The organism is Lelliottia wanjuensis, assembly GCF_030238365.1.
GTDB classification, from domain to species: Bacteria; Pseudomonadota; Gammaproteobacteria; order Enterobacterales; family Enterobacteriaceae; genus Enterobacter; species Enterobacter wanjuensis.
In genome coordinates this window covers 63,865-83,378 of the sequence record NZ_JASSOT010000047.1, presented here as the reverse complement: position 1 = coordinate 83,378, position 19,514 = coordinate 63,865, and the positions used below count along the sequence as shown (strand labels likewise).

The following is a 19,514-nucleotide window of genomic DNA, read 5'->3' as shown; positions in this document are numbered from 1 at the left end:
TCCGGGCCGACAGTAGTTGGCCCGGATAAAAATCACACCGGCAAATCAATCAGCAGCGCGCGCAGCGGGGTATCGGCGACCAGCGTAATGTTCGCTTCATCGCGGATAAACGCGCCGTCGCCGCAGGTGAGCGCTTCTTTCTCTTCCGCGTGCGTCAGAGCATGCACCGTGCCGTTGATAGATTGCAGGTAGGCTCGCGGCCCGTGGAGCTGGAAGCTCGCCTGTTCACCTTTTTTCAGCTCGATATGGTGCAGCCACACCTGCTGGCGCAACTGCAGGCTGCCGTTGCTGCCATCCGGCGTTGCAATCAGCTGCTGCTTATCGCCGCTCAGATTGATCTTCTGCACCAGCGGATTTTCCCGCTCCGGGCAGGCATCCAGCCACAGCTGCATGCGGGTCAGCGTCTTATCTTTGCTGAGGTTATGTTCGCTATAGCTAATGCCGGGCTGCGTTGAAATCAGCAGCGCTTCGCCCGCCTTCGCCTGGACATGATTGCCCTCGCTATCGCGATATTCTGCTTCACCTTCCAGTATCAGATTCAGGATATCCACTTTCGGATACGTGCGGGGCTGGAAGGAGGCACCCGGTGCGAGCACTTCCTGGTTCAGCACGCGCAGTGAGGCGTAACCGAGCAGTTTTGGGTCAAAGTAGTGTCCAAAGGAAAAGGTGTAGCGGGCCTGCAGCCAACCGAAATCGGCTTGTCCGCACTGTTTTGCTGTTCTTGTCGTAATCATAAAACTGACCTCTCTTTACACTAAAACAATGGTAAAGGTATGGACGCTTCATTGTTAGCCAGATATTCTGCCCGGTATGTTCAAATTTCCTGAATGAGAACCAGATGGCAAAAGAGAGAGCATTGACGCTTGAGGCGCTGCGCGTCATGGACGCGATAGACCGGCGTGGCAGCTTTGCCGCTGCGGCTGACGAGCTGGGGCGCGTTCCGTCTGCCCTGAGCTACACCATGCAGAAACTGGAAGAAGAGCTGGATGTGGTGCTTTTCGACCGTTCTGGTCACCGAACAAAATTCACTAATGTCGGGCGCATGCTGCTGGAGCGCGGCCGCGTTCTGCTGGAGGCGGCCGATAAGCTGACCACCGACGCCGAAGCCCTGGCGCGCGGCTGGGAAACTCATCTGACGCTGGTCACCGAAGCGCTGGTGCCGACATCGGCGCTGTTCCCGCTGGTGGATCGTCTGGCCGCGAAAGCGAACACCCAGCTCTCCGTCATCACTGAAGTGCTGGCGGGCGCGTGGGAACGCCTTGAGACGGGCAGGGCGGACATCGTGATCGCCCCTGACATGCACTTCCGCTCCTCGTCCGAAATCAACTCGCGCAAACTGTACAGCGTCATGAACGTCTACGTCGCCGCGCCGGATCACCCGATCCATCAGGAGCCGGAGCCGTTATCCGAAGTGACTCGCGTGAAATATCGCGGCGTGGCGGTGGCGGATACTGCCCGTGAGCGCCCGGTGCTCACCGTACAGCTGCTGGATAAACAGCCGCGACTGACGGTGACCTCCCTCGAAGACAAGCGTCAGGCGCTGTTAGCGGGCCTGGGCGTGGCGACAATGCCTTATCCGTTTGTGGAAAAAGATATCGCCGAAGGGCGGCTGCGCGTAGTCAGCCCGGAATACACCAACGAGGTGGATATCATCATGGCGTGGCGTCGCGACAGCATGGGTGAGGCCAAATCCTGGTGTCTGCGCGAAATCCCAAAACTCTTCGCACACAATAAGTAGCTTTTGTAGGCCCGGTGGTTCTTACCGGGCCTACAATGGCGATTTTTCCCCCTCTCCCTGCGGGAGAGAATAATAGCGGGCACCGTAAACCAATTCGCAATTCCTGCTCTTTTCCCGCTCGTTTCTTGATACTTACCCTGATAACCATTATCTTGCTTGCGTGTGATGAGAGGAGTTCCCGTGAGCGAAGAAGATCTGTTTTGCCGCAGGCCGATGGGGATGCGGATGGCGATGATCGTGCGTCAGTGGCGCGCGGTGATTGATGACGCCATTCTCGACACTGGCCTGACGCAGTCGAGCTGGACGGTGATGATGCAGCTCAAATCACTGGGGGATAACGTCTCGGTCAGCGAGCTGGCGGAAGTGCAGGGTATCGAACTGCCGCCGCTGATGCGCACCCTGACTCAGCTGGAAAAACAGGGCTATCTGCTGCGCGCCGTGTCACCTTACGACAAGCGCATCCGCCTGCTCACTCTCACGCCTGAGGGCAACGCAATCCTGGACACGCTCACCCGCGTGATTGAGAACTTTCAGGAACGCGTGTCGCACAATATCGCGCCGGAACATCTGGAGATTTTCAGCGCAACATTAAATCAAATCGCCTGCAATTTGCGGTCAATCCGCGAAGAAGATAACAAGACCCAATAATAATGACTCCTGAACAAAAGTTTGCCCGCTGGGTAAGGGTGAGTATTGCCTCTTTCCTGCTGATGTTTGTCTATTTTATCGTCGCGGATATCTGGATCCCGCTGACGCCGGACTCCACCGTGATGCGCGTGGTGACGCCGGTGTCGGCGCGCGTCTCCGGCAATGTCGCGGCGGTGCACGTCCACAACAACAGCCAGGTGAAGAAGGGCGATGTGCTGTTTGAACTCGACCCGACGCCGTTTCGCAACAAAGTCGACGCCGCCCAGATCGCGCAGGAACAGGCCCGGCTCTCTAATCAGCAGCTGGACGCGCAGATCGTCGCCGCGCAGGCCAGTCTGAAAACGGCGCAGCTCACCGCCCGTAACGATAAAGTGACCTTTGATCGCTACCAGCGCCTGAGCACCCTGCAGAATGTCTCGCAGGCGGATCTGGATAAGGTACGCACCACCTGGCAGAGCAGCGAACAGTCGGTGGCGAATCTGAACGCCAGCATCCATAACCTGCGTATCCAACGCGGCGAGCAGGATGAACATCGCAACGTGACGCTGAAAAAATACCGCAATGCGCTGGAAGAGGCGGAGCTGAACCTGAGCTGGACGAAGGTCTACGCTCTGGCCGACGGCACCGTGAGTAACGTCCAGCTCAGCCCTGGTTTTTACGCCTCTTCGGGTTCTGCCGCGCTGGCGCTGGTGAATAACCAGACCGATATCGTCGCCGATTTCCGTGAGAAAAGCCTGCGCCATACCCATCAGGGCACCGACGCCGCGGTGGTGTTTGATGCCTTCCCGGGCCGCGTCTTCCGCGCCCATGTGACCAGCAGCGATGCGGGTATTTTGGCCGGGCAGGAAGCGGTCAACGGTGAGCTCTCTGCGCCTGAAACCTCCAACCGCTGGGTGCGCGACGCGCAGCGGATGCGCATTCACATCGCGCTGGACGAAGATCTGCCGAAACATTTACCGACCGGCGCTCGCGCCACGGTACAGCTCTATAACAGCGAAGGGCCGTTCGCGCGCTTCTTCTCCGGGCTGCAAATCCACCTCGTCAGTTTGCTGCATTATGTCTATTAATACGCTCGCGCGGGTCTTCACTCCGCACGGCAACATCGTCTACACGGCCAACGACTTTCGCCAGACCCTGCGCATCGTCTTTGCCGGGATGATTGCCCTGAGCATTTCGACGTTTTACAACACCAGCTACGGCGTGTTTTACGTCGTCTACCCGATCATGCTCCTGTCGCTGGTGCCGGTGTTTAACCGCCACGTGGCGAAGCAGTTCGTGTTCAGCGCGTCGCTCAACTGCATCGAAATGGTGATTATCATCGGCTATCTCTCGCAATGGCCGCTGATCATGACGCTGGTGGTTTTCGCCCTCTACGTGATGCGTTTTCGCTTTATGAGCCAGGGGCCGCTGTTCCTGTTTGGCTCGATGGGCGTGGTGTGCCAGAGCGTGATGCTCAATTTTATGAGCTACCCGACGACCAACTGGCACACGCTGCTGTTCTCGAACGTCGAGGCCAGCATCATGGCGGTGTGCTTGAGCGCGCTGATGAACTACCTGCTGCCGGACGTCGAACCGCGCAAGCCGCCGCCGCTGATTGAGAAAAACGCCGCTCGTGTGCGCCACGAGTCCTTACTTTCCGGCACCGTGGCGACAATGATTTTTGTCGTCTTCCAGATAAGCGATCTCAGCGATTCCCTCTCGGCGCTGATGGCGGGCGTGCTGATCCTCTTCCCGATGCACTATCGCGGCGCGGTGATGAGCTCCCTGTGGCGCGTGGTCGGGGTGATCCTCGGCTGTCTGTACATTCTGGTGATGCAGCTGGTGCTCTACGATCACAGTAGCCACATGCTGCTGATGATGCCGCTGATTGGCCTCGGGCTGGCGTTTGGCGCGCGGTTACACGTGATGGAGAAGGTCGGCGCGGGCGTGGGTTTTGCCAGTATCACCACCATCGGCATCATGTTTGGCCAGAATATGCATCCCGACGGCGACCTGGTGTTCAGCGATCTGTATCGCATCGTCTCTGTGACGGTGGCGCTGGTCTCCACCCTGACCCTGGTGTTCCTGGTGCATCTGTTCCTGAACCTTTTTGAGCCCACGCGCTACGTCATTCGCGAGCCCTGACACACCCTTTTTCTGCGTTCTGTGCTATCACTGTCGGCCGGTCAATGGGGCGACAAAAGGAGCAGAGAGATGTGGGAGACGAGGGCGCTGGAGCTCAATAATCAGGCGTACTGGAACTGGGAGAAGGCCTGCGAGCTGGTGGAATACGCCGTCGCGCATGATTTTAATACGGTGATTGTCGGGCAGGTGGATCTGTTCGACATGCTGGTTTCGCCAAAGGGTTACACCCCGCTTCAGTACAACGATCGCCTCTCCAGCCAGCAGCGTGCCCGCTGCGTCTATCTCAATCGCCTCGGAAAATTGTGTCAGCAAAAAGGGCTGCGTTTTTATCTCCAGGCCAAAGAGTTCAACTTCCCGACGGATCTGCTGCTGGCGCACCCGCATCTGTTCGAACCGGGCCACGGCGTGCGCTTTGACGTCGATTTCTGGTGCGCGTATCTGAGCGAGAAAGTGTCGCTGATTTGCCAGCGCATTCCGGCGCTGAGCGGCCTGCTTATCGCGATTTCCAATACCGACGGGCTGCTGCCCATCTCGCGCCCGAACTGGGAGCTGCAGGCGGACGACAACGCCCGGATCCCTGAGCGCGACGAGCGCAGTTTTGCCCTCTACAGCCGCTGCTTTAACACCCTTTCCCGCGCGATGCAGAAAGAGAATAAACATCTGGTGCTGCGCGTGTTTCCGGCGGGCAATCACGATCTCGGCAACGTGCTGGAGGCGATCCGCCCGCTGCCCGAGAGCGTCAGCGTCTCTATCAAGATGACGCCCGAGCGCTTCTGGCCGTCGTTCCCTAATAACCCGGCGCTGCTGGCGGTGCGCGAGCGCGAAGTGTGGGCGGATATCGATCTGGTGGGCGAAGAGGTCGGCTGGGGCATTTTCCCGTTCCCGCGTATCGACGAGCTGCAGGGTCGCCTGCTGTGGTGTCGCAGCAATCCGGCGATCCGCGGCGCGGTGTGCAAAACCAGCTGGGAAGGGGTCGATAACCACTGGATCATGGGCACCCTGAGCGAGTGCAACCTGGTGGCGTGCAGCAGGATGCTGGCGAACGATGGCGCGCATCTGTCGCGCGATCAGTTGCTCACCTACTGGCTCGACGAAAGCTACGGCTGGCGGCCCGAACCGCCGGTGTTCGAAGAATTCACCGCTCTGCTGGAGCAGGCCGGGCAGGTGCTTTACAGCGCGATTTACGTCCGCGACCACGTGTTTCATCGCCACAGCCAGGTGCCGGAAAGCTACGGCCAGGCGGTGTGGAGCCTATACGGGCAGCTCAACCGCAACCACTGGCTGCCGGGCTCGGAGCGCGATATCTCCTTTAACGCCAGCGACGTGGAGACCTCCGCCGCCTGCCTGTCGCGCATCGCCAAAGAGAAAGATGACGCCCGTGACGCCTCCCTGAGCTTACGTGAACAGGCGCTGCGTTTTGCTGAAACCGCCGCGTTCCCGTATGCGCTGAAAAAACGCTGGCTGGAGGAGTGGCAAGGTTTTGCGCTCTACTGCCATCTGTTCCTGCACGCGCAAAAAGCCTTCTTCACCCTGCGCTTTGCCCGAGAGGTGGAAAACAGCTGGAGCATGCGCGAGATCTGCCAGATTAATATTCAGGAGCTGTATCGCAGCGCGTCCGAGATGGAAGACTATTGCACCAGGTACGCCGATGCCTCGCCGGGATTGCACGTCCTGTTCGACGCCTCACGCGTGCGGGCGCTGGCGGACAGTCTGGGGGACGAGCTGAAAGCGCTGAAGGGGTGATGCGTGTCACATCTTTTGGCGGTTCCAGGGCGTGTTCCTGTGATCGCCATCACCTTCAGTTTCTCACTTTCGCGTAAGGCGTGATCCTCATCACGCCGCTCTTCTCCCTCTGGCCCGCTTTGTGAGGGGCCAGGCATATCCCATAAATCCGCCCGATCCGCTCCTCGTTGAAACCCCCGCGCCCCCTGAAAATAGCCGCCACGAACACAGAAGCAATGAGGGCGATATGTCACGACCATTCACGCAGGGCGAGGCGCTGGGGCGTTTTCAGGTTTCAGCGGCCAAAGCGGAGCGTTTTGCGGAGTTTTACACCGGTGAAGGGGCCGATCCCGCGAGCCGCGAATCCTTTTGCCGTCAGGTGTTTCGCCGCAGCCACGCCGGGCGCGCGATCGATCCGGCGCTGGCGCTGCCCTGCGATGAGGTCGCGGTCGCCGATGAACATGGCTGGTTGGATTTTTCCGGTCATCGCGCGTTGCCTTTTCATGTTCAGCGCTGGCTGAGGGTGGATCTGATTGCGCCGCGCGAGGGCGAATATGCGTTTCGTCTGGGCACCTGCGGCGGCGTACGGGTTTGGTCTTCCGGTAGACTGATTGCCTGCTTTACGCCGTTTACCCGCAACGTGATGCAGTTTCAGGACGTCCGGCTCACCCTGCGTCAGGGAGAAAACCGCGTCCTGATCCATCTCGACGAGCTGTTCGAGCGCGACACATTATGCGGCCTGAAAATGGTGTACATCGACGAGCCGCCGTTGGGGACGGTTGTCTGCGAGGGGCCTCAGCAGCAACGCCTCCCCGCGCTGCCCGATCCCGATCCCGAGCGTCTGCTGACGTTAATGGCGCAGAAGGAGTATGGTCCGGAGGCGGATGCGCTGCTCGCGCACCTGCTTAAACGGGTGAGCGCGCGCGAAGAGGGGTCGGTCTATTGCCTGCTCGCGCTGCTGCAGCTCTGGCAAAACCATCGCACCAGGTACTTCGCGGAAACCCTGTGGCGCAGAGTGAAATCGACCATTCTGGGGTATCGCTACGGGCCCGACGAACGCGGCTGCGACGTGATGGATTTTTCGAATCATGCCAGCGCCTTTCATGCCGCCCAGTCTCTTGCGGGACAACTCTTCCCCGACGCGCGGTTTATCGCCTCTTCACGTTACGGCCATCAACAACACGCGCTGGCAGCAATGCGCATCAAAGGAGTCCAGGCATGAACAAAGAACCCCTGATGGGCACGCTGGATCGCGTGGTGCGCGGCTTCTGTCGCTTAAAAAATCTCGATGAAGTGGGCGTAGAAGAGGGTTTTGCGATCCACTTCGAAGAGTGGGAATGGGAGATCGGCGTCGGGCTGTACGGCTTCTGGCGCTATGCCGTGCATCAGCAGGATGCCGCGCTGCAACGGTCGATCCTCGCGTGGTACGAACAACAGATCGCTAAAGGGCTGCCGGAGATGCAGATCAACACCACCGCACCGATGATCGTGCTGGCGCTGGTGGCGGGGGAGCATCAGCGTGAGGATCTGCTGACGACGGTGAATGACTGGGCCGACGCCCTGCTGCGCGATCTGCCGAAAACCGAAGAGGGCGGGTTTCAGCACGTGGTGAAAGAGCAGCCCAACACCGGGCAGCTCTGGGACGACACGCTGTTTATGACCTGTCTGTTCCTCGGCGTGGCGGGGATCGTGCTCAAGCGCAGCGATCTGATCGACGAGGCGGGGTATCAGTTTCTGCTGCACACGCGCTACCTCAGCGATCCGGTCAGCGGGCTGTGGTATCACGGCTGGACGTTTGTCGATAAGCACCATTTTGCCGGGGCGTTTTGGGCGCGGGGCAATGCGTGGATCACCGTGGCCATTCCGGAATTTATTGAGCTCATGGGAGAACATCTCGACACCGGCGTGCGCCGATATTTGTCGCAGGTGGTGGCGCGTCAGGTACGTTCGCTGTGTGACCTGCAGGCGGATAACGGAATGTGGCACACGGTGCTAGACGATCCGCTCTCGCCGCAGGAATCTTCCGCCACGGCGGGGATCGCCTACGGCATGCTGCGCGGCGTGCGGATGGGGATTCTCGATGAGTCCGTCACCGTTCACGCGATGCGGGCATTTGATGCGGTGATGGCGCGGATTGACGAGGGGGGCATTGTGCTTGAAGCCTCGCGCGGCACCATGCTGGGCTGGGACATTCAGTATTACTGCGATATCGCGATGGCCCCGGTGCCTTACGCCCAGGCGCTGACGATGTTGTTGTTGCTTGAAGTGGAGCAGGGGAGCTGGCAGGCGTAATCGCCCGGCGGCGCTGCGCTTGCACGGGCCTACGAAAACCGTCGGCGGAACAAATATCGTAGGCCGGGTAAGGCGCAGCCGCCACCCGGCAAAAAGGCCGCACCAAACCCGTAGGCCGGGTAAGGCGCAGCCGCCACCCGGCAAAAAAGACCGCACCAAACCCGTAGGCCGGGTAAGGCGCAGCCGCCACCCGGCAAAAAGACCGCACCAAACCCGTAGGCCGGGTAAGGCGCAGCCGCCACCCGGCAAAAAAGCGACTACGGCAGCAGCTCAGGTATCTGCGACAGCAAAAACAAAATCAACCCAATCGTCCCGCCGACCAGCGTGCCGTTGACGCGGATAAACTGCAGATCTTTGCCGATATTCAGCTCGATCTGGCGCGACATATCTTTCGCATCCCAGCCCTTCACCGTATCGCTAATATGGCGCGTCAGGAACGCGGCGAAATCCGGCGCCACGCGGTGCGCCGCCTGCTCCAGATGTTCATTCAAGGAGGCGCGCAGGCTGGCGTCGGCCACCAGGGTTTCACCAAACCACTGGCCCGCCCTGGCGATGCGCTGCTTCACCCGCGAGTCGTCGCTCTGCATATCCGCTTTCAGCCACGCGCGCAGGTCGGCCCACATCTCGCCGAGATAGCGGTTAAACGCCTCGTCATTCTTCAGATAATCTTTGATGTTCTCGGCTTTCGCCGCCATCTCCGGATCGGTTTTCAAGTTGTCGATCAGCTTCAGCGTGGCGCGATCGAACGCCTGACGGATCTGGTGCGTGCGGTCGTGGCTGATATCGTCGAGAATCGCGTTCACCGCATCGGACACCAGCTCGGCGCTTTGATCGCCCAACCATTCGGTCGGCAGCACCATCGCCTTACGCGGATGTTCGGTCTTGAGCCAGTGAACGATCTGCGTGGCGATAAACTCCCGCGTGGTGTCGCGCTGAATCAGGTCGATTAGACGACGAATCACCGCGTCGAGCAGCACCTGATGGCGATTGTTTTTGGTCATGCTCTCCAGCATCGCGGCGCTGGTCTCGGTGAAATCGACTTTATCGATGGCCTTATGCACCGCGCGTTTCAGTAAGCGCTGAATGCGCCCGTCGTCCGTCAGTTCCAGGAACCCGCCCATCACCTGAATCAGATGCTGCCCGACGCGCTGGGCGTTATCCGGCTGGCTGAACCAGGTGCCGATCATCTGCGCCGGTTCGTAGCGGCGGATCAGCGCCACTAACGACTGGGTATCAAGAAACTTCTCCTGCACGAACAGGCCGAGATTATCGGCGATCCGGTCTTTGTTACGCGGGATGATCGCCGTATGGCGCGAGATAAACGGGATCGGCACCCGACGGAACAGGGCGACAACGGCGAACCAGTCCGCCAGCGCGCCGACCATCGCCGCCTCGGCAATAGCCTTCACGCCGCGCACCCAGAAGGTCTGCGGCAGGAATAGAGTGGTCACGAAGGCCGCTGCGGCTATCAGCAGCAGCGACAGCGCCAGTAGCTTGGCGCGTTTGAGTTCAGCTAATTTTTCCATAGGGTTAAGGATAGAGCGGAACGCGGGATGAGTGCAAAAAAGAGCGATCAGTCGCGCAGGGCGTGCAGAAAACGGCTGAACAGATCCGGAAGCGGTTCGTCGTACCACAGGGCGTAAAGATCGGCGGGGATGGTTTCGGCAAGTTTCAGGAACACCACGCCAGGCCAGTGGATCAGCGCGCAGGATTCGGGCAACAGCGACACGCCATTCCCGGTGCTGACCAGCGCCAGCGCGGTTTGCGGCTCAAACACCTGGTGCGTCACAAGCGGCGACACGCCCAGGGAAAGACAGTTGTCGTACACCTGACGGGCGAAATCGCTGTGGGTAAAAGAGAGGGAGATAAAGGCGCGGTCGGCCAGATCTTTCAGGGTGACGGTGGCGTGACGGCACAAAGGATCGCTCTCATGTACCGCGACGCACACCGCTTCACGGGCAATCAGCTGGCAGCGGATTTTGGCTTCGACGTGCGGAATGACGTTGCGGTTGATGGCGATATCAATGGTGCGGGCGCGCAGGGCCTCGGTTTGCTCCTGCTGGCCGAGCTCGTGCAGCGTCCAGTTAACGTCCGGATTGGCCTCGCGGAAGGCTTTCATGCGCGTCAGCAGCGGGCCCCACATCGCGCTGCCGATAATGCCAATGTTGATGTGCTGTTTCTCGCTGCGGCCAATCTGGCGCACGTAGTTCAGGGACTGTTCGGTGGCGCTGAGCAGCCGATCCACTTCCGCTTTCAGCACTTTTCCGGCGTGCGTCAGTACCACTTTGCGGCTGGTGCGCTCAAACAACTCCACGCCGAGTAGCTCTTCCAGCTCTTTGATCTGCATGCTCAGCGGCGGCTGGGAGATATTCAGTTTTGCGGCGGCGCGGCCAAAATGCAGCTCATCGGCGAGAGCCTGGAAATAGCGCAGCATCCGGAAACGAATGCGGCTGTTGGCCTGTGAATCGAGCATGCCGGGCACCGAGAAAAAGGAGGGTGGCGATATCATGCAACCCTCCCTGGAGCCTGTCAAACCGCGACCGCCTCGCCCTGATGCAGGCGTTCGGCTCGGCTGCAGGCGATAGCCGCCAGCAATGTCACCATCAGCAGCGCGTAGGCGCAGGTGGACGCATTCACCGCCCCGTGCAGGCCGTAACGGCTATTGACCAGCGACGAGACCGTCGCGAACAGCAGCGTGCCGACGGTGCCGCAGGTGAGCAGGGCGGAGATCAGCGTTGGCGAACTGCGGCTCACCTGCAATGACCCGTAGCTCATCAGGCCGGAGAACAGACCGGAGTTAAAGAAGCCGAACGCGCCGCAGGCAATCAGGATCAGCGTGGTGTTGGCGCTGTTGCTGATAAGGGCGATGGCGACCAGACCAACGGCGGTGCAGATCAGCAGGAAGGTGCGCAGTTTCATCCACTTGACGGTGAACTGGTTGAGGAACAGCCCGGTCGCCTTCGCCACCCAGTAGACGGTGGTGTACAGCGCCGCCTGTTCTGGCAGCATCTGGAAACGCCACTGCAGATAACCCGGTGTCCACATGGTGAAGATCGGCTCTGCCAGCAGGAACAGGAACAGCGCGCCGCACAGCAGCCACACGGAACGGCCCCAGGGCTCGTTGCTGGATGCTTCCTGATATTCAGGTTCTGCCGCCACGGTGGAGGGGTAACGGCTGCGCAATGTGAGGATCAGCATCAGCACGCCCAGCCCGCCCATGATGCCGTACATGGCAATCCAGCTCGCGCCCATTTTGAACAGCCACGCCAGCAGGAAGGAGAGGGTCGCGCCCGCCAGGCTGAAGAAGAAATCGGTGAAAATCAGGCTCGATGAGCGGCTCTTTTCGTCCGGATTAATGCGCACCACCAGGTAGCTGCCGATAGTCATAAAAATCCCGCCGCAGGCGCCGATGATGGCGACCGCGACGCTGAACATGGTGAGCGTCGGGGTGGCGAACAGCAGCGCGCTGATGAGGATCGTCAGCGCGGCGGCGATCACCAGCGGCTTTTGCAGACCCCATTTTTTCATCAGGATCCCGCCGAGCATGATCGGCACGAACATGCCGATGTTCATCAGGGTAAACACCTGGCCGATAAAGCTCGGATCCTTATTGAACGCGGCGCACAGCGGGCCGAGGACAATCCCCAGCGTCGAGACCAGCGCGCCGACGAAGTAATAGCTCAGATAGGAAATCGCATTCAGACTGCCGCGAGAGTAGTTTTCTGACATCTGCATTTCTCCTGGCGGGCGCGTGCCCGCCGCTGGACGGGAAGTTAGCGGCAGTTCTTCACGAACTGGCTAATCAGGCGAACAAAATCGTCGGTGACCATCGCCGCGCATTTCAGGGTTTGTTCGTGGGAGAGCTCCACGTCGCTCAGGCCTTCCGCCATGTTGGTGATAGCCGAGACCGCCAGCACTTTCAGGCCGCAGTGGCGCGCGACGATCACTTCCGGCACCACCGACATGCCGACCACGTCGCCGCCCATGTTCTGCATCATGCGGATTTCCGCCGCCGTTTCGAAGTTCGGGCCAGGGTAGGAGACGAACACGCCTTCGTGCAGGTTGATGTTCATATCGCCCGCCGTGTGGTGCAGTTTTTCGCGCAGCTCCTGGTCGTAGGCGTTGGCGAGGCTAAAGAAACGCGGGCCAAAACGATCGTCGTTCGGCCCAACCAGCGGCGTGGACGGCATGGTGTTGATGTGATCATTCAGCGCCACCAGGCTGCCCGCCGGGATATTTGGATTTAGCGAACCGGCGGCGTTGGTGCAGAACATAAATTCGCAGCCGAGCAGCTTAAAGGTGCGCACCGCGTGGGTCATGATGCCCATCCCGACGCCCTCGTAGAAATGCCCGCGCCCTTTCATGCAGATGAGGTCCACGCCGTGCAGGGAGCCCATCACCACTTCGCCCGCATGCCCAATCACGGTGCTGACGGGGAAGCCCGGCAGTTTTTCGTAAGAGATGACGGTTTTGTTGTCGAGCTTATCCGCCAGCACGCCAAGGCCGGAGCCGAGGATAAACGCGATGCGCGGTTTAAAGCCGGGTTTGGCTTTACGCAGGATTTCAACGGCTTCGTATGGGGTGTCGTTAATGATGGAATGTGACATGGGAACTCCTGAATGCTTGTGGTGTATATCTGCATTTTGTAGAGGGAGTGATTGGGAATCCAATTGGATAAAGGGTGGTATTGATAGCTTTTAGTGAATGGATAGGGTGTGGGTGTACGGATATTCAAGGGGTTAGGAATAACGCCCGGTGGTTTGTGTTGGGAATTGCATGGGGGAAGTGTGATGGGGTTTGAGTTTTGCAGCCTCGGCGTTTTGCCGGGCGGCACTGCGTTTGCCCGGCCTACAAAGGCTTATTGTTGCGCGGATTGTAGCCCCGGTAAGCGCAGCGCCACCGGGGGGATTTTATAGGTGACTATCATAATGTCAAAGTGGTAATAATTTTCATTATTGACTGTTACTGCTTCTTAAACAGTCAAACATAAATTTATCTTCAGTAATACTATGGTTTAAGAGTTTTTCTTTCTGCTTTTGATAAAGAAGGCTGCACATGCTTTTTTCATTAATCATTGCTTTTGAGAAAAAATTTGGTAGGTATATATTTGAAGTAAAGGCAATGGATATTCCTGTTAATGTTGTGATGAGCGGGTTATTTATTTTTAAAACATATTTAAGATGTATGTAAACAGGCCTTAATAATAATTTGTAAATAAGTACAAAGCTACAAGCCGATACTCCAATACCAAATAAAAAATCAAAATTATTTACAGCTTCTTCGCTCTTTCCATTTTCCATGACTCTATTTAATGCCACCCAAAAAAGTATGATACCTAATGGATTTAAAACGGACCACACTTGAAGTATTTGCAGGAAATATAGAATGGATATTTTTCTGCTTGTTGCAAATGATAATATTGAAACAGAAGACCAAAAGATTAATGAAATTACTATTGCGCGTGAGAATAACGATATATATAAAACCAACGGATTAATAATTAATTCTAAGTTTGCGATTAGCGAATTGTTTAACATGCTCCATTTTATCAACGTGATTACTACACTGATAGCGAGTGTTGATTTTAATAGATTACCAAGTGCATTTTTGAGTGGAGTATACTCTTCTATGCCATCATATATTTCAGGGTGTCTGATAAATGTTATCATGTCATTGTAGAATTTTACGCCAGGTATAACATTAAGTGCATGTTTGATAACTTCATTTATGGATGTCATAACACCCTCATAGAGTATTTGAGTGAATCAACCTTTCCTTCAGACACTATCATATTTACATCAGAAACTTCCGCATATACCCAACTTTACCCCCGCCCCCAGCCATCTTGACTACTCTTAATACCCTAAGCGGTAATTAAGGAGACCTATATGGCTTACCAGACAGTGAATCCTGCTAACAACAAGCTCATCAAAGAGTACAAATCCCACACCGATGCGGAGGTCGAGGCGGCGCTGAAAACGGCGGATGCGCTTTACCATTCAGAGTGGGCGAAAGGGGCTATCGAACAGCGTCTGCCGATGCTGCATAAGCTGGCGGATCTGATCGACAGCCGGCGCGAAGAGCTGGCGAAAATCGCCAGTCAGGAGATGGGGAAACTCATTGAGCAAAGCCGCGGGGAGGTGAAGCTCTGCGCGCAGATCGCCCGCTATTACGCGGATAACGCGAAGCAATTTTTGGCGCCCGTGAAGTACAAATCGGAGCTGGGTGACGCCTGGGTGGAGCACCATCCGATTGGCGTGGTGATGGCCGTTGAGCCGTGGAATTTCCCGTTCTATCAGCTGATGCGCGTCCTGGCGCCGAATCTGGCGGCGGGGAACCCGGTGGTGGCGAAACACGCCAGCATCGTGCCGCACTGTGCGGAGGCATTCGCCCATCTGGTGCGGGAAGCCGGTGCGCCGGACGGGGCCTGGACCAATCTCTTTATCTCTTCGGATCAGGTCGCGAAGATCATTGCCGATCCGCGCGTGCAGGGCGCAGCTCTGACTGGGTCTGAAAAGGCCGGGAGCGTGGTCGCGGCCCAGGCGGCGAAGCACATTAAAAAATCGACCCTCGAACTGGGCGGTAACGATGTGTTTATTGTCCTCGACGATGCGGATCTCAAGAAAGCGGTCAAGATCGGCGTCAATGCCCGACTCAACAACGCCGGGCAGGTCTGTACCGCCGCGAAGCGATTTATCGTCCATGAGAAAGTCGCGGATCAGTTCCTGACCGCTTTCACCGAGGCGTTCCGCGAGGTGAAGATCGGCGATCCGCTGGATGAGAAAACCACGCTGGGGCCGCTGTCGTCGAAAGACGCGCTGGAGACGCTGACCAAACAGGTCAACGAGGCGGTGAAAAACGGTGCGAAAGTGCATTTCGGCGGCAAGCCGGTTGAGCGCGAAGGTAACTTCTTCGAGCCGACGATCCTGACTCATATCTCCCGCGACAACCCGGCGTATTTCGAAGAGTTCTTCGGGCCGGTGGCGCAGTTCTATGTCGTCAAAAGCGACGACGAAGCGGTGAGCCTGGCGAACGACTCGAACTACGGCCTCGGTGGGGCGGTGTTCAGTCAGGATATTGATCGCGCGAAGAAAATGGCGTCGCGGATCGAAACCGGGATGGTCTACATCAACTGGCTGACCGACACGGCGGCGGAACTGCCCTTCGGCGGCGTGAAGCGCTCGGGCTACGGTCGCGAGCTGTCGGATCTCGGTATCAAAGAGTTCGTGAACCAGAAGCTGGTGGTGGTTCGCCGGTAAGCTGATTTATCCGCGGTGAAATGGGTGGCTTTCGAGCCGCCCTTTTTTTATGCAATAGATAAAGTGTTGTGATTCGTATGGAGTCACATAACGGATATATTTGTATCATTAATTAGTTACCAGACTCACAGTTCGCAGTGAAACAAACTGGCTGTTCTGGATAACATTTAGCCTCTTGCTAGTATCAAATCGAAAATCATACACCTGCAAGAGGATACAATGAAAAATACAAATCGTATGATCGTGAACTGTGTTGTGGCTTCCCTGACGCTGAGCTGGAGCATCGCGGCGCTGGCAAATACCGCCCCGACAGAGGTCAAGATCGTTCGCGATAACTACGGCATGCCGCATATTTACGCCGACGATACGTATCGTCTTTTTTACGGCTACGGCTACGTGGTGGCGCAGGATCGCCTGTTCCAGATGGAGATGGCGCGGCGCAGCACCCAGGGCACGGTGTCGGAAGTGCTCGGCAAATCCTTTGTGAGTTTTGATAAAGATATCCGCCAGAACTACTGGCCGGACTCCATTCATGCGCAGATCGCCGCGCTCTCCGCCGATGACAAAGCGATCCTGCAGGGCTATGCCGACGGAATGAACGCCTGGATCGATAAAGTGAACGCCGACCCTGGCAAGCTAATGCCCGCGCAGTTTGCCGAGTTTGGTTTCAAGCCCGGACACTGGCAGCCCTTTGATGTGGCGATGGTTTTTGTCGGTACCATGGCGAACCGTTTTTCTGACAGCACCAGCGAAATCGACAACCTGGCGCTGCTGACGGCGCTGAAAGATAAATATGGCGCGCAGAAAGGGATGGGGGTGTTTAACCAGCTGAAATGGCTGGTGAATCCGGCGGCACCGACGACAATCTCCGCTCAGGAAAGTCACTACCCGCTGAGCTTTGATCTCAAAAATACCCAAACCGCCGCGCTGCTCCCGCGCTACGATCTCCCCGCGCCGATGCTGGATCGGCCAGCCAAAGGCAACGACGGCGCGCTACTGGCGCTCACCGCCGGGCAGAATCGGGAAGCGATCGCTGAACAGTTTGCCCGCAGCGGTGCCAACGGGCTGGCCGGGTATCCGACAACCAGCAACATGTGGGTGATTGGCAAGAAAAAGGCGCATGACGCGAAAGCCATCATGGTCAACGGCCCACAGTTTGGCTGGTACGCCCCGGCGTATACCTATGGCATCGGGCTGCACGGCGCGGGCTATGACGTCACCGGCAACACGCCGTTTGCCTATCCGGGACTGGTGTTTGGCCACAACGGGCATATTTCCTGGGGCGCGACGGCGGGGTTCGGCGACGATGTGGATATCTTTGCGGAGCAAATTTCGGATCAAAAACCAGGCGAGTATCTGCATAACGGCGAGTGGGTCAAAATGCTCAGTCGCGAAGAGACCATCGCCGTTAAAGACGGCCAGCCGGAGACCTTTACCGTCTGGCGAACTGTGCACGGGAACGTGATCAAAACCGATCCGGCGACCCACACCGCCTACGCTAAAGCGCGCGCCTGGGATGGGAAGGAGGTCGCGTCCCTGCTGGCGTGGACGCATCAGATGAAGGCCAAAGACTGGCCGAGCTGGACGGAACAGGCGGCGAAGCAGGCGCTGACGATCAACTGGTATTACGCGGATGTCGATGGCAACATCGGCTACGTTCACGGGGGCGCGTACCCGAAACGCCAGCCGGGGCACGATCCGCGTCTGCCGGTGCCGGGCACCGGAAAGTGGGACTGGCAGGGGCTGCTGTCGTTTGACCTGAATCCGAAAGTTTATAACCCGCAGTCGGGGTATATCGCCAACTGGAACAACTCCCCGCAAAAAGATTATCCGGCCTCGGATCTGTTCGCCTTCTTATGGGGCGGGGCGGATCGCGTCACGGAGATCACGCAGCTCATCGATAAACAGCCGACGCTGACCCACGAGCAGGCCTGGGATCTGATCCAGAAAACCAGCCGTCAGGATCTGAATCTGCGTCTGTTCCTGCCGACCCTGCAAAAAGCGACGGCGAGCTTGCCAGAGAGCGACCCTCGGGTGCAACTGGTGAAAACACTGGCGAGCTGGGACGGGCAAAACGTGATGAGTGAGGACGGGGAAACGTATCAGCAGCCCGGTTCCGCCATTCTGAACGCCTGGTTGACCAGCATGCTGAAACGCACGGTGGTGGCTGCTGTTCCGGCACCGTTTAACACCTGGTACAGCGCCAGCGGATATGAAACGACGCAGGACGGCCCGACCGGCTCGCTGAATATCAGCGTCGGGGCCAAGATTTTGTTCGAAGCGCTGGAGGGGGAAAAATCGGCGATCCCGCAGGAGGTCGATCTGTTTGCCGGGCAGTCGCAGCAGGCGGTGGTCCTTGATGCTTTGCAGGATGCCTGGCAGACGCTCTCGACGCGCTACGGCACGGATATCAACACCTGGAATACGCCTGCGATGGCGCTGACGTTCCGCGCCAATAACTTCTTCGGCGTACCGCAGGCGGCGGCGAAAGAGGCGCGTCACCAGGCCGAGTATCAGAACCGGGGTACGGAAAATGACATGATTGTCTTCTCGCCGACATCGGGTAAAAGCCCGGTGCTGGCCTGGGATGTGGTCGCGCCCGGTCAAAGCGGGTTTGTGGCGCCGGACGGGACGCCGGATAAGCACTATGACGATCAGCTGAAAATGTACGAAACCTTTGGCCGGAAGCCGCTGTGGTTAACGCCGCAGGAGGTGAGTGCGAATCAGGAATCGCAGGAGATTTTGCAGGTCACCGTAAGTGACCCGCATTATGTCAGGTGAAGCTGATATGGCCCGAGCGCGTTTGCTGTCGGGTGGCGCTGCGCTTACCCGACCTACATAACGACAAAGCCATTGATATGTCTGGATATTGTAGGCCGGGTAAGCGTAGCGCCACCCGGCAATCAATAACCTTAGAAGCTCACGCCGCCGCCGAAGTAGGCGCCGTCAATCAGGGTGTGGTTTGGACGACCGTCTTTGCCGTCAACGCTCACGTGGCGGTAGCCGACTTTCAGCGTCACTGGTTTGACTGGAGTCCAGCTTACGCCGCCGTTGGCTTCAACGTAGTTTTTCACGCTGTTGTTCAGGCCGTTAGGGGCCACGTAACCTTCGCCGAAGACGTTGATGCTGTCAGTCAGGGCAACGTTCACACCGCCGCCGACCGGGAATGCGACACCGTTATCGCCTTTTTTCGGACCGAGGTAGATGGCTTTCGCACCGGCATTCAGCATCGCCGGGCCCACTTCCAGGTTGTAACCTGCGCCAACACCACCGGTCTGGGTGCCGTCGTCGGTATTTTTCAGCCAGTTACTTTCGGCATAAACACCGGAGGTGGATTTACCCATTTCGATATTTAAATTGGTGAAGTTCTTACCCTGCTCAATAGAAGCGCCCATCGCCAGAGCGGAACCAGAAGTTACGGTCAGAACAGAAAGCAGAATGAAGTTAATCTTTTTCATGGTGTATTTCCTCGTCATCAAATTAATCTGAGGACACCTTAACAAGCGATGTTTACGACTGCAAATGTGACGTTACTCGCAGTTTTATGCTGGTTTTGTTAATTTTTGATGCGTTTGTTGTTTAGGGAAGGTTGGTTTGTCCTGGCGTCAATCATTAATCTTTTCACGTTTAGACTTCGTTTTGTTTAACAGCTAAACGAAACCTGAATATCGCGGAAATAATGATGAGGAGTGAATTAATAAGGATTTTCATTATTTCAAAAAAGTTCTGAA

16 protein-coding genes are annotated in these 19,514 nt (G+C 57.5%); 9 read left to right on the top strand and 7 right to left on the bottom strand.

The genetic code is table 11. The features are described from left to right. Positions 1–32: 32 nt before the first annotated feature. Entirely contained in the window at positions 33–734 is a 702-nt protein-coding gene (locus QQF33_RS03895) for a pirin family protein (RefSeq protein ID WP_285157410.1), read from the bottom strand. 104 nt (positions 735–838) lie between these two features. Here QQF33_RS03895 and QQF33_RS03890 point away from each other — a divergent pair, with 104 nt between their 5' ends. The 7 genes from QQF33_RS03890 (at position 839) to bglB (ending at position 8,524) form a co-directional block, all read left to right on the top strand. After that, positions 839–1,738: a LysR family transcriptional regulator gene (locus QQF33_RS03890; protein ID WP_282491757.1), complete on the top strand. Its 900-nt coding sequence runs from the start codon at positions 839–841 to the stop codon at positions 1,736–1,738. 180 nt (positions 1,739–1,918) lie between these two features. Then, positions 1,919–2,386 carry a MarR family winged helix-turn-helix transcriptional regulator gene (locus tag QQF33_RS03885; protein ID WP_282493425.1) on the top strand — a complete coding sequence of 156 codons (468 nt, stop codon included), beginning with the start codon at positions 1,919–1,921 and terminating at the stop codon, positions 2,384–2,386. Next, positions 2,386–3,453, top strand: a complete 1,068-nt coding sequence (locus QQF33_RS03880) for an HlyD family secretion protein (RefSeq protein ID WP_285157422.1) — start codon at positions 2,386–2,388, stop codon at positions 3,451–3,453. Before QQF33_RS03885 ends, QQF33_RS03880 begins: the two co-directional genes overlap by 1 nt. Continuing rightward, positions 3,443–4,510, top strand: a complete 1,068-nt coding sequence (locus tag QQF33_RS03875) for a DUF2955 domain-containing protein (protein WP_285145788.1) — start codon at positions 3,443–3,445, stop codon at positions 4,508–4,510. Before QQF33_RS03880 ends, QQF33_RS03875 begins: the two co-directional genes overlap by 11 nt. A 69-nt stretch (positions 4,511–4,579) precedes the next feature. Continuing rightward, positions 4,580–6,253 (top strand): hypothetical protein, encoded by a 1,674-nt coding sequence (locus tag QQF33_RS03870; RefSeq protein WP_285148174.1) that lies wholly within the window; start codon positions 4,580–4,582, stop codon positions 6,251–6,253. Positions 6,254–6,479: 226 nt separating this feature from the next. Beyond that, entirely contained in the window at positions 6,480–7,454 is a 975-nt protein-coding gene (locus QQF33_RS03865; protein WP_285148175.1) for a hypothetical protein, read from the top strand. Beyond that, positions 7,451–8,524, top strand: a complete 1,074-nt coding sequence (gene bglB, locus QQF33_RS03860) for a beta-galactosidase BglB (protein ID WP_285148176.1) — start codon at positions 7,451–7,453, stop codon at positions 8,522–8,524. The genes QQF33_RS03865 and bglB overlap by 4 nt, the downstream gene beginning before the upstream one ends. Before the next feature lie 257 nt (positions 8,525–8,781). On the opposite strand, the gene QQF33_RS03855 is transcribed toward bglB, so the two are convergent. The 5 genes from QQF33_RS03855 to QQF33_RS03835 all read right to left on the bottom strand — a co-directional run bounded on the left by QQF33_RS03855 (position 8,782) and on the right by QQF33_RS03835 (position 14,262). Then, positions 8,782–10,050: a DUF445 domain-containing protein gene (locus QQF33_RS03855; RefSeq protein WP_285148177.1), complete on the bottom strand. Its 1,269-nt coding sequence runs from the start codon at positions 10,048–10,050 to the stop codon at positions 8,782–8,784. Positions 10,051–10,097: 47 nt separating this feature from the next. Next, entirely contained in the window at positions 10,098–11,033 is a 936-nt protein-coding gene (locus tag QQF33_RS03850) for a LysR family transcriptional regulator (RefSeq protein WP_285148178.1), read from the bottom strand. A gap of 20 nt (positions 11,034–11,053) precedes the next feature. Beyond that, positions 11,054–12,253, bottom strand: a complete 1,200-nt coding sequence (gene tsgA, locus QQF33_RS03845; RefSeq protein WP_285148179.1) for an MFS transporter TsgA — start codon at positions 12,251–12,253, stop codon at positions 11,054–11,056. Positions 12,254–12,297: 44 nt separating this feature from the next. Continuing rightward, positions 12,298–13,131 (bottom strand): xanthosine phosphorylase, encoded by an 834-nt coding sequence (gene xapA, locus QQF33_RS03840; RefSeq protein ID WP_285148181.1) that lies wholly within the window; start codon positions 13,129–13,131, stop codon positions 12,298–12,300. Positions 13,132–13,476: 345 nt separating this feature from the next. Further along, complete coding sequence (locus QQF33_RS03835) at positions 13,477–14,262, bottom strand: hypothetical protein (protein ID WP_285148183.1); 786 nt, start codon at positions 14,260–14,262, stop codon at positions 13,477–13,479. A gap of 150 nt (positions 14,263–14,412) precedes the next feature. Between QQF33_RS03835 and QQF33_RS03830 the strand changes: the two genes are divergently transcribed. Together QQF33_RS03830 and QQF33_RS03825 are read left to right on the top strand one after the other, a co-directional pair. After that, entirely contained in the window at positions 14,413–15,783 is a 1,371-nt protein-coding gene (locus QQF33_RS03830) for an NAD-dependent succinate-semialdehyde dehydrogenase (protein ID WP_285157409.1), read from the top strand. Positions 15,784–16,002: 219 nt separating this feature from the next. Further along, complete coding sequence (locus QQF33_RS03825) at positions 16,003–18,564, top strand: penicillin G acylase (protein WP_285157408.1); 2,562 nt, start codon at positions 16,003–16,005, stop codon at positions 18,562–18,564. Between the two features lie 131 nt (positions 18,565–18,695). Here the strand turns inward: QQF33_RS03825 and QQF33_RS03820 are convergent, their stop codons facing one another. Then, positions 18,696–19,241, bottom strand: coding sequence for a YfaZ family outer membrane protein (locus QQF33_RS03820; protein ID WP_282493438.1), 546 nt, complete (start codon positions 19,239–19,241; stop codon positions 18,696–18,698). Positions 19,242–19,514 lie beyond the last annotated feature (273 nt).

What these genes read in the sequence shown, in the direction of transcription:
- QQF33_RS03895 (WP_285157410.1), bottom strand. Translation starts at nt 734, where the DNA reads ATGATTACGACAAGAACAGCAAAACAGTGCGGACAAGCCGATTTCGGT.
- QQF33_RS03890 (WP_282491757.1), top strand. Translation starts at nt 839, where the DNA reads ATGGCAAAAGAGAGAGCATTGACGCTTGAGGCGCTGCGCGTCATGGAC.
- QQF33_RS03875 (WP_285145788.1), top strand. Translation starts at nt 3,443, where the DNA reads ATGTCTATTAATACGCTCGCGCGGGTCTTCACTCCGCACGGCAACATC.
- QQF33_RS03870 (WP_285148174.1), top strand. Translation starts at nt 4,580, where the DNA reads ATGTGGGAGACGAGGGCGCTGGAGCTCAATAATCAGGCGTACTGGAAC.
- QQF33_RS03865 (WP_285148175.1), top strand. Translation starts at nt 6,480, where the DNA reads ATGTCACGACCATTCACGCAGGGCGAGGCGCTGGGGCGTTTTCAGGTT.
- bglB (WP_285148176.1), top strand. Translation starts at nt 7,451, where the DNA reads ATGAACAAAGAACCCCTGATGGGCACGCTGGATCGCGTGGTGCGCGGC.
- QQF33_RS03855 (WP_285148177.1), bottom strand. Translation starts at nt 10,050, where the DNA reads ATGGAAAAATTAGCTGAACTCAAACGCGCCAAGCTACTGGCGCTGTCG.
- QQF33_RS03850 (WP_285148178.1), bottom strand. Translation starts at nt 11,033, where the DNA reads ATGATATCGCCACCCTCCTTTTTCTCGGTGCCCGGCATGCTCGATTCA.
- tsgA (WP_285148179.1), bottom strand. Translation starts at nt 12,253, where the DNA reads ATGTCAGAAAACTACTCTCGCGGCAGTCTGAATGCGATTTCCTATCTG.
- xapA (WP_285148181.1), bottom strand. Translation starts at nt 13,131, where the DNA reads ATGTCACATTCCATCATTAACGACACCCCATACGAAGCCGTTGAAATC.
- QQF33_RS03835 (WP_285148183.1), bottom strand. Translation starts at nt 14,262, where the DNA reads ATGACATCCATAAATGAAGTTATCAAACATGCACTTAATGTTATACCT.
- QQF33_RS03830 (WP_285157409.1), top strand. Translation starts at nt 14,413, where the DNA reads ATGGCTTACCAGACAGTGAATCCTGCTAACAACAAGCTCATCAAAGAG.
- QQF33_RS03825 (WP_285157408.1), top strand. Translation starts at nt 16,003, where the DNA reads ATGAAAAATACAAATCGTATGATCGTGAACTGTGTTGTGGCTTCCCTG.
- QQF33_RS03820 (WP_282493438.1), bottom strand. Translation starts at nt 19,241, where the DNA reads ATGAAAAAGATTAACTTCATTCTGCTTTCTGTTCTGACCGTAACTTCT.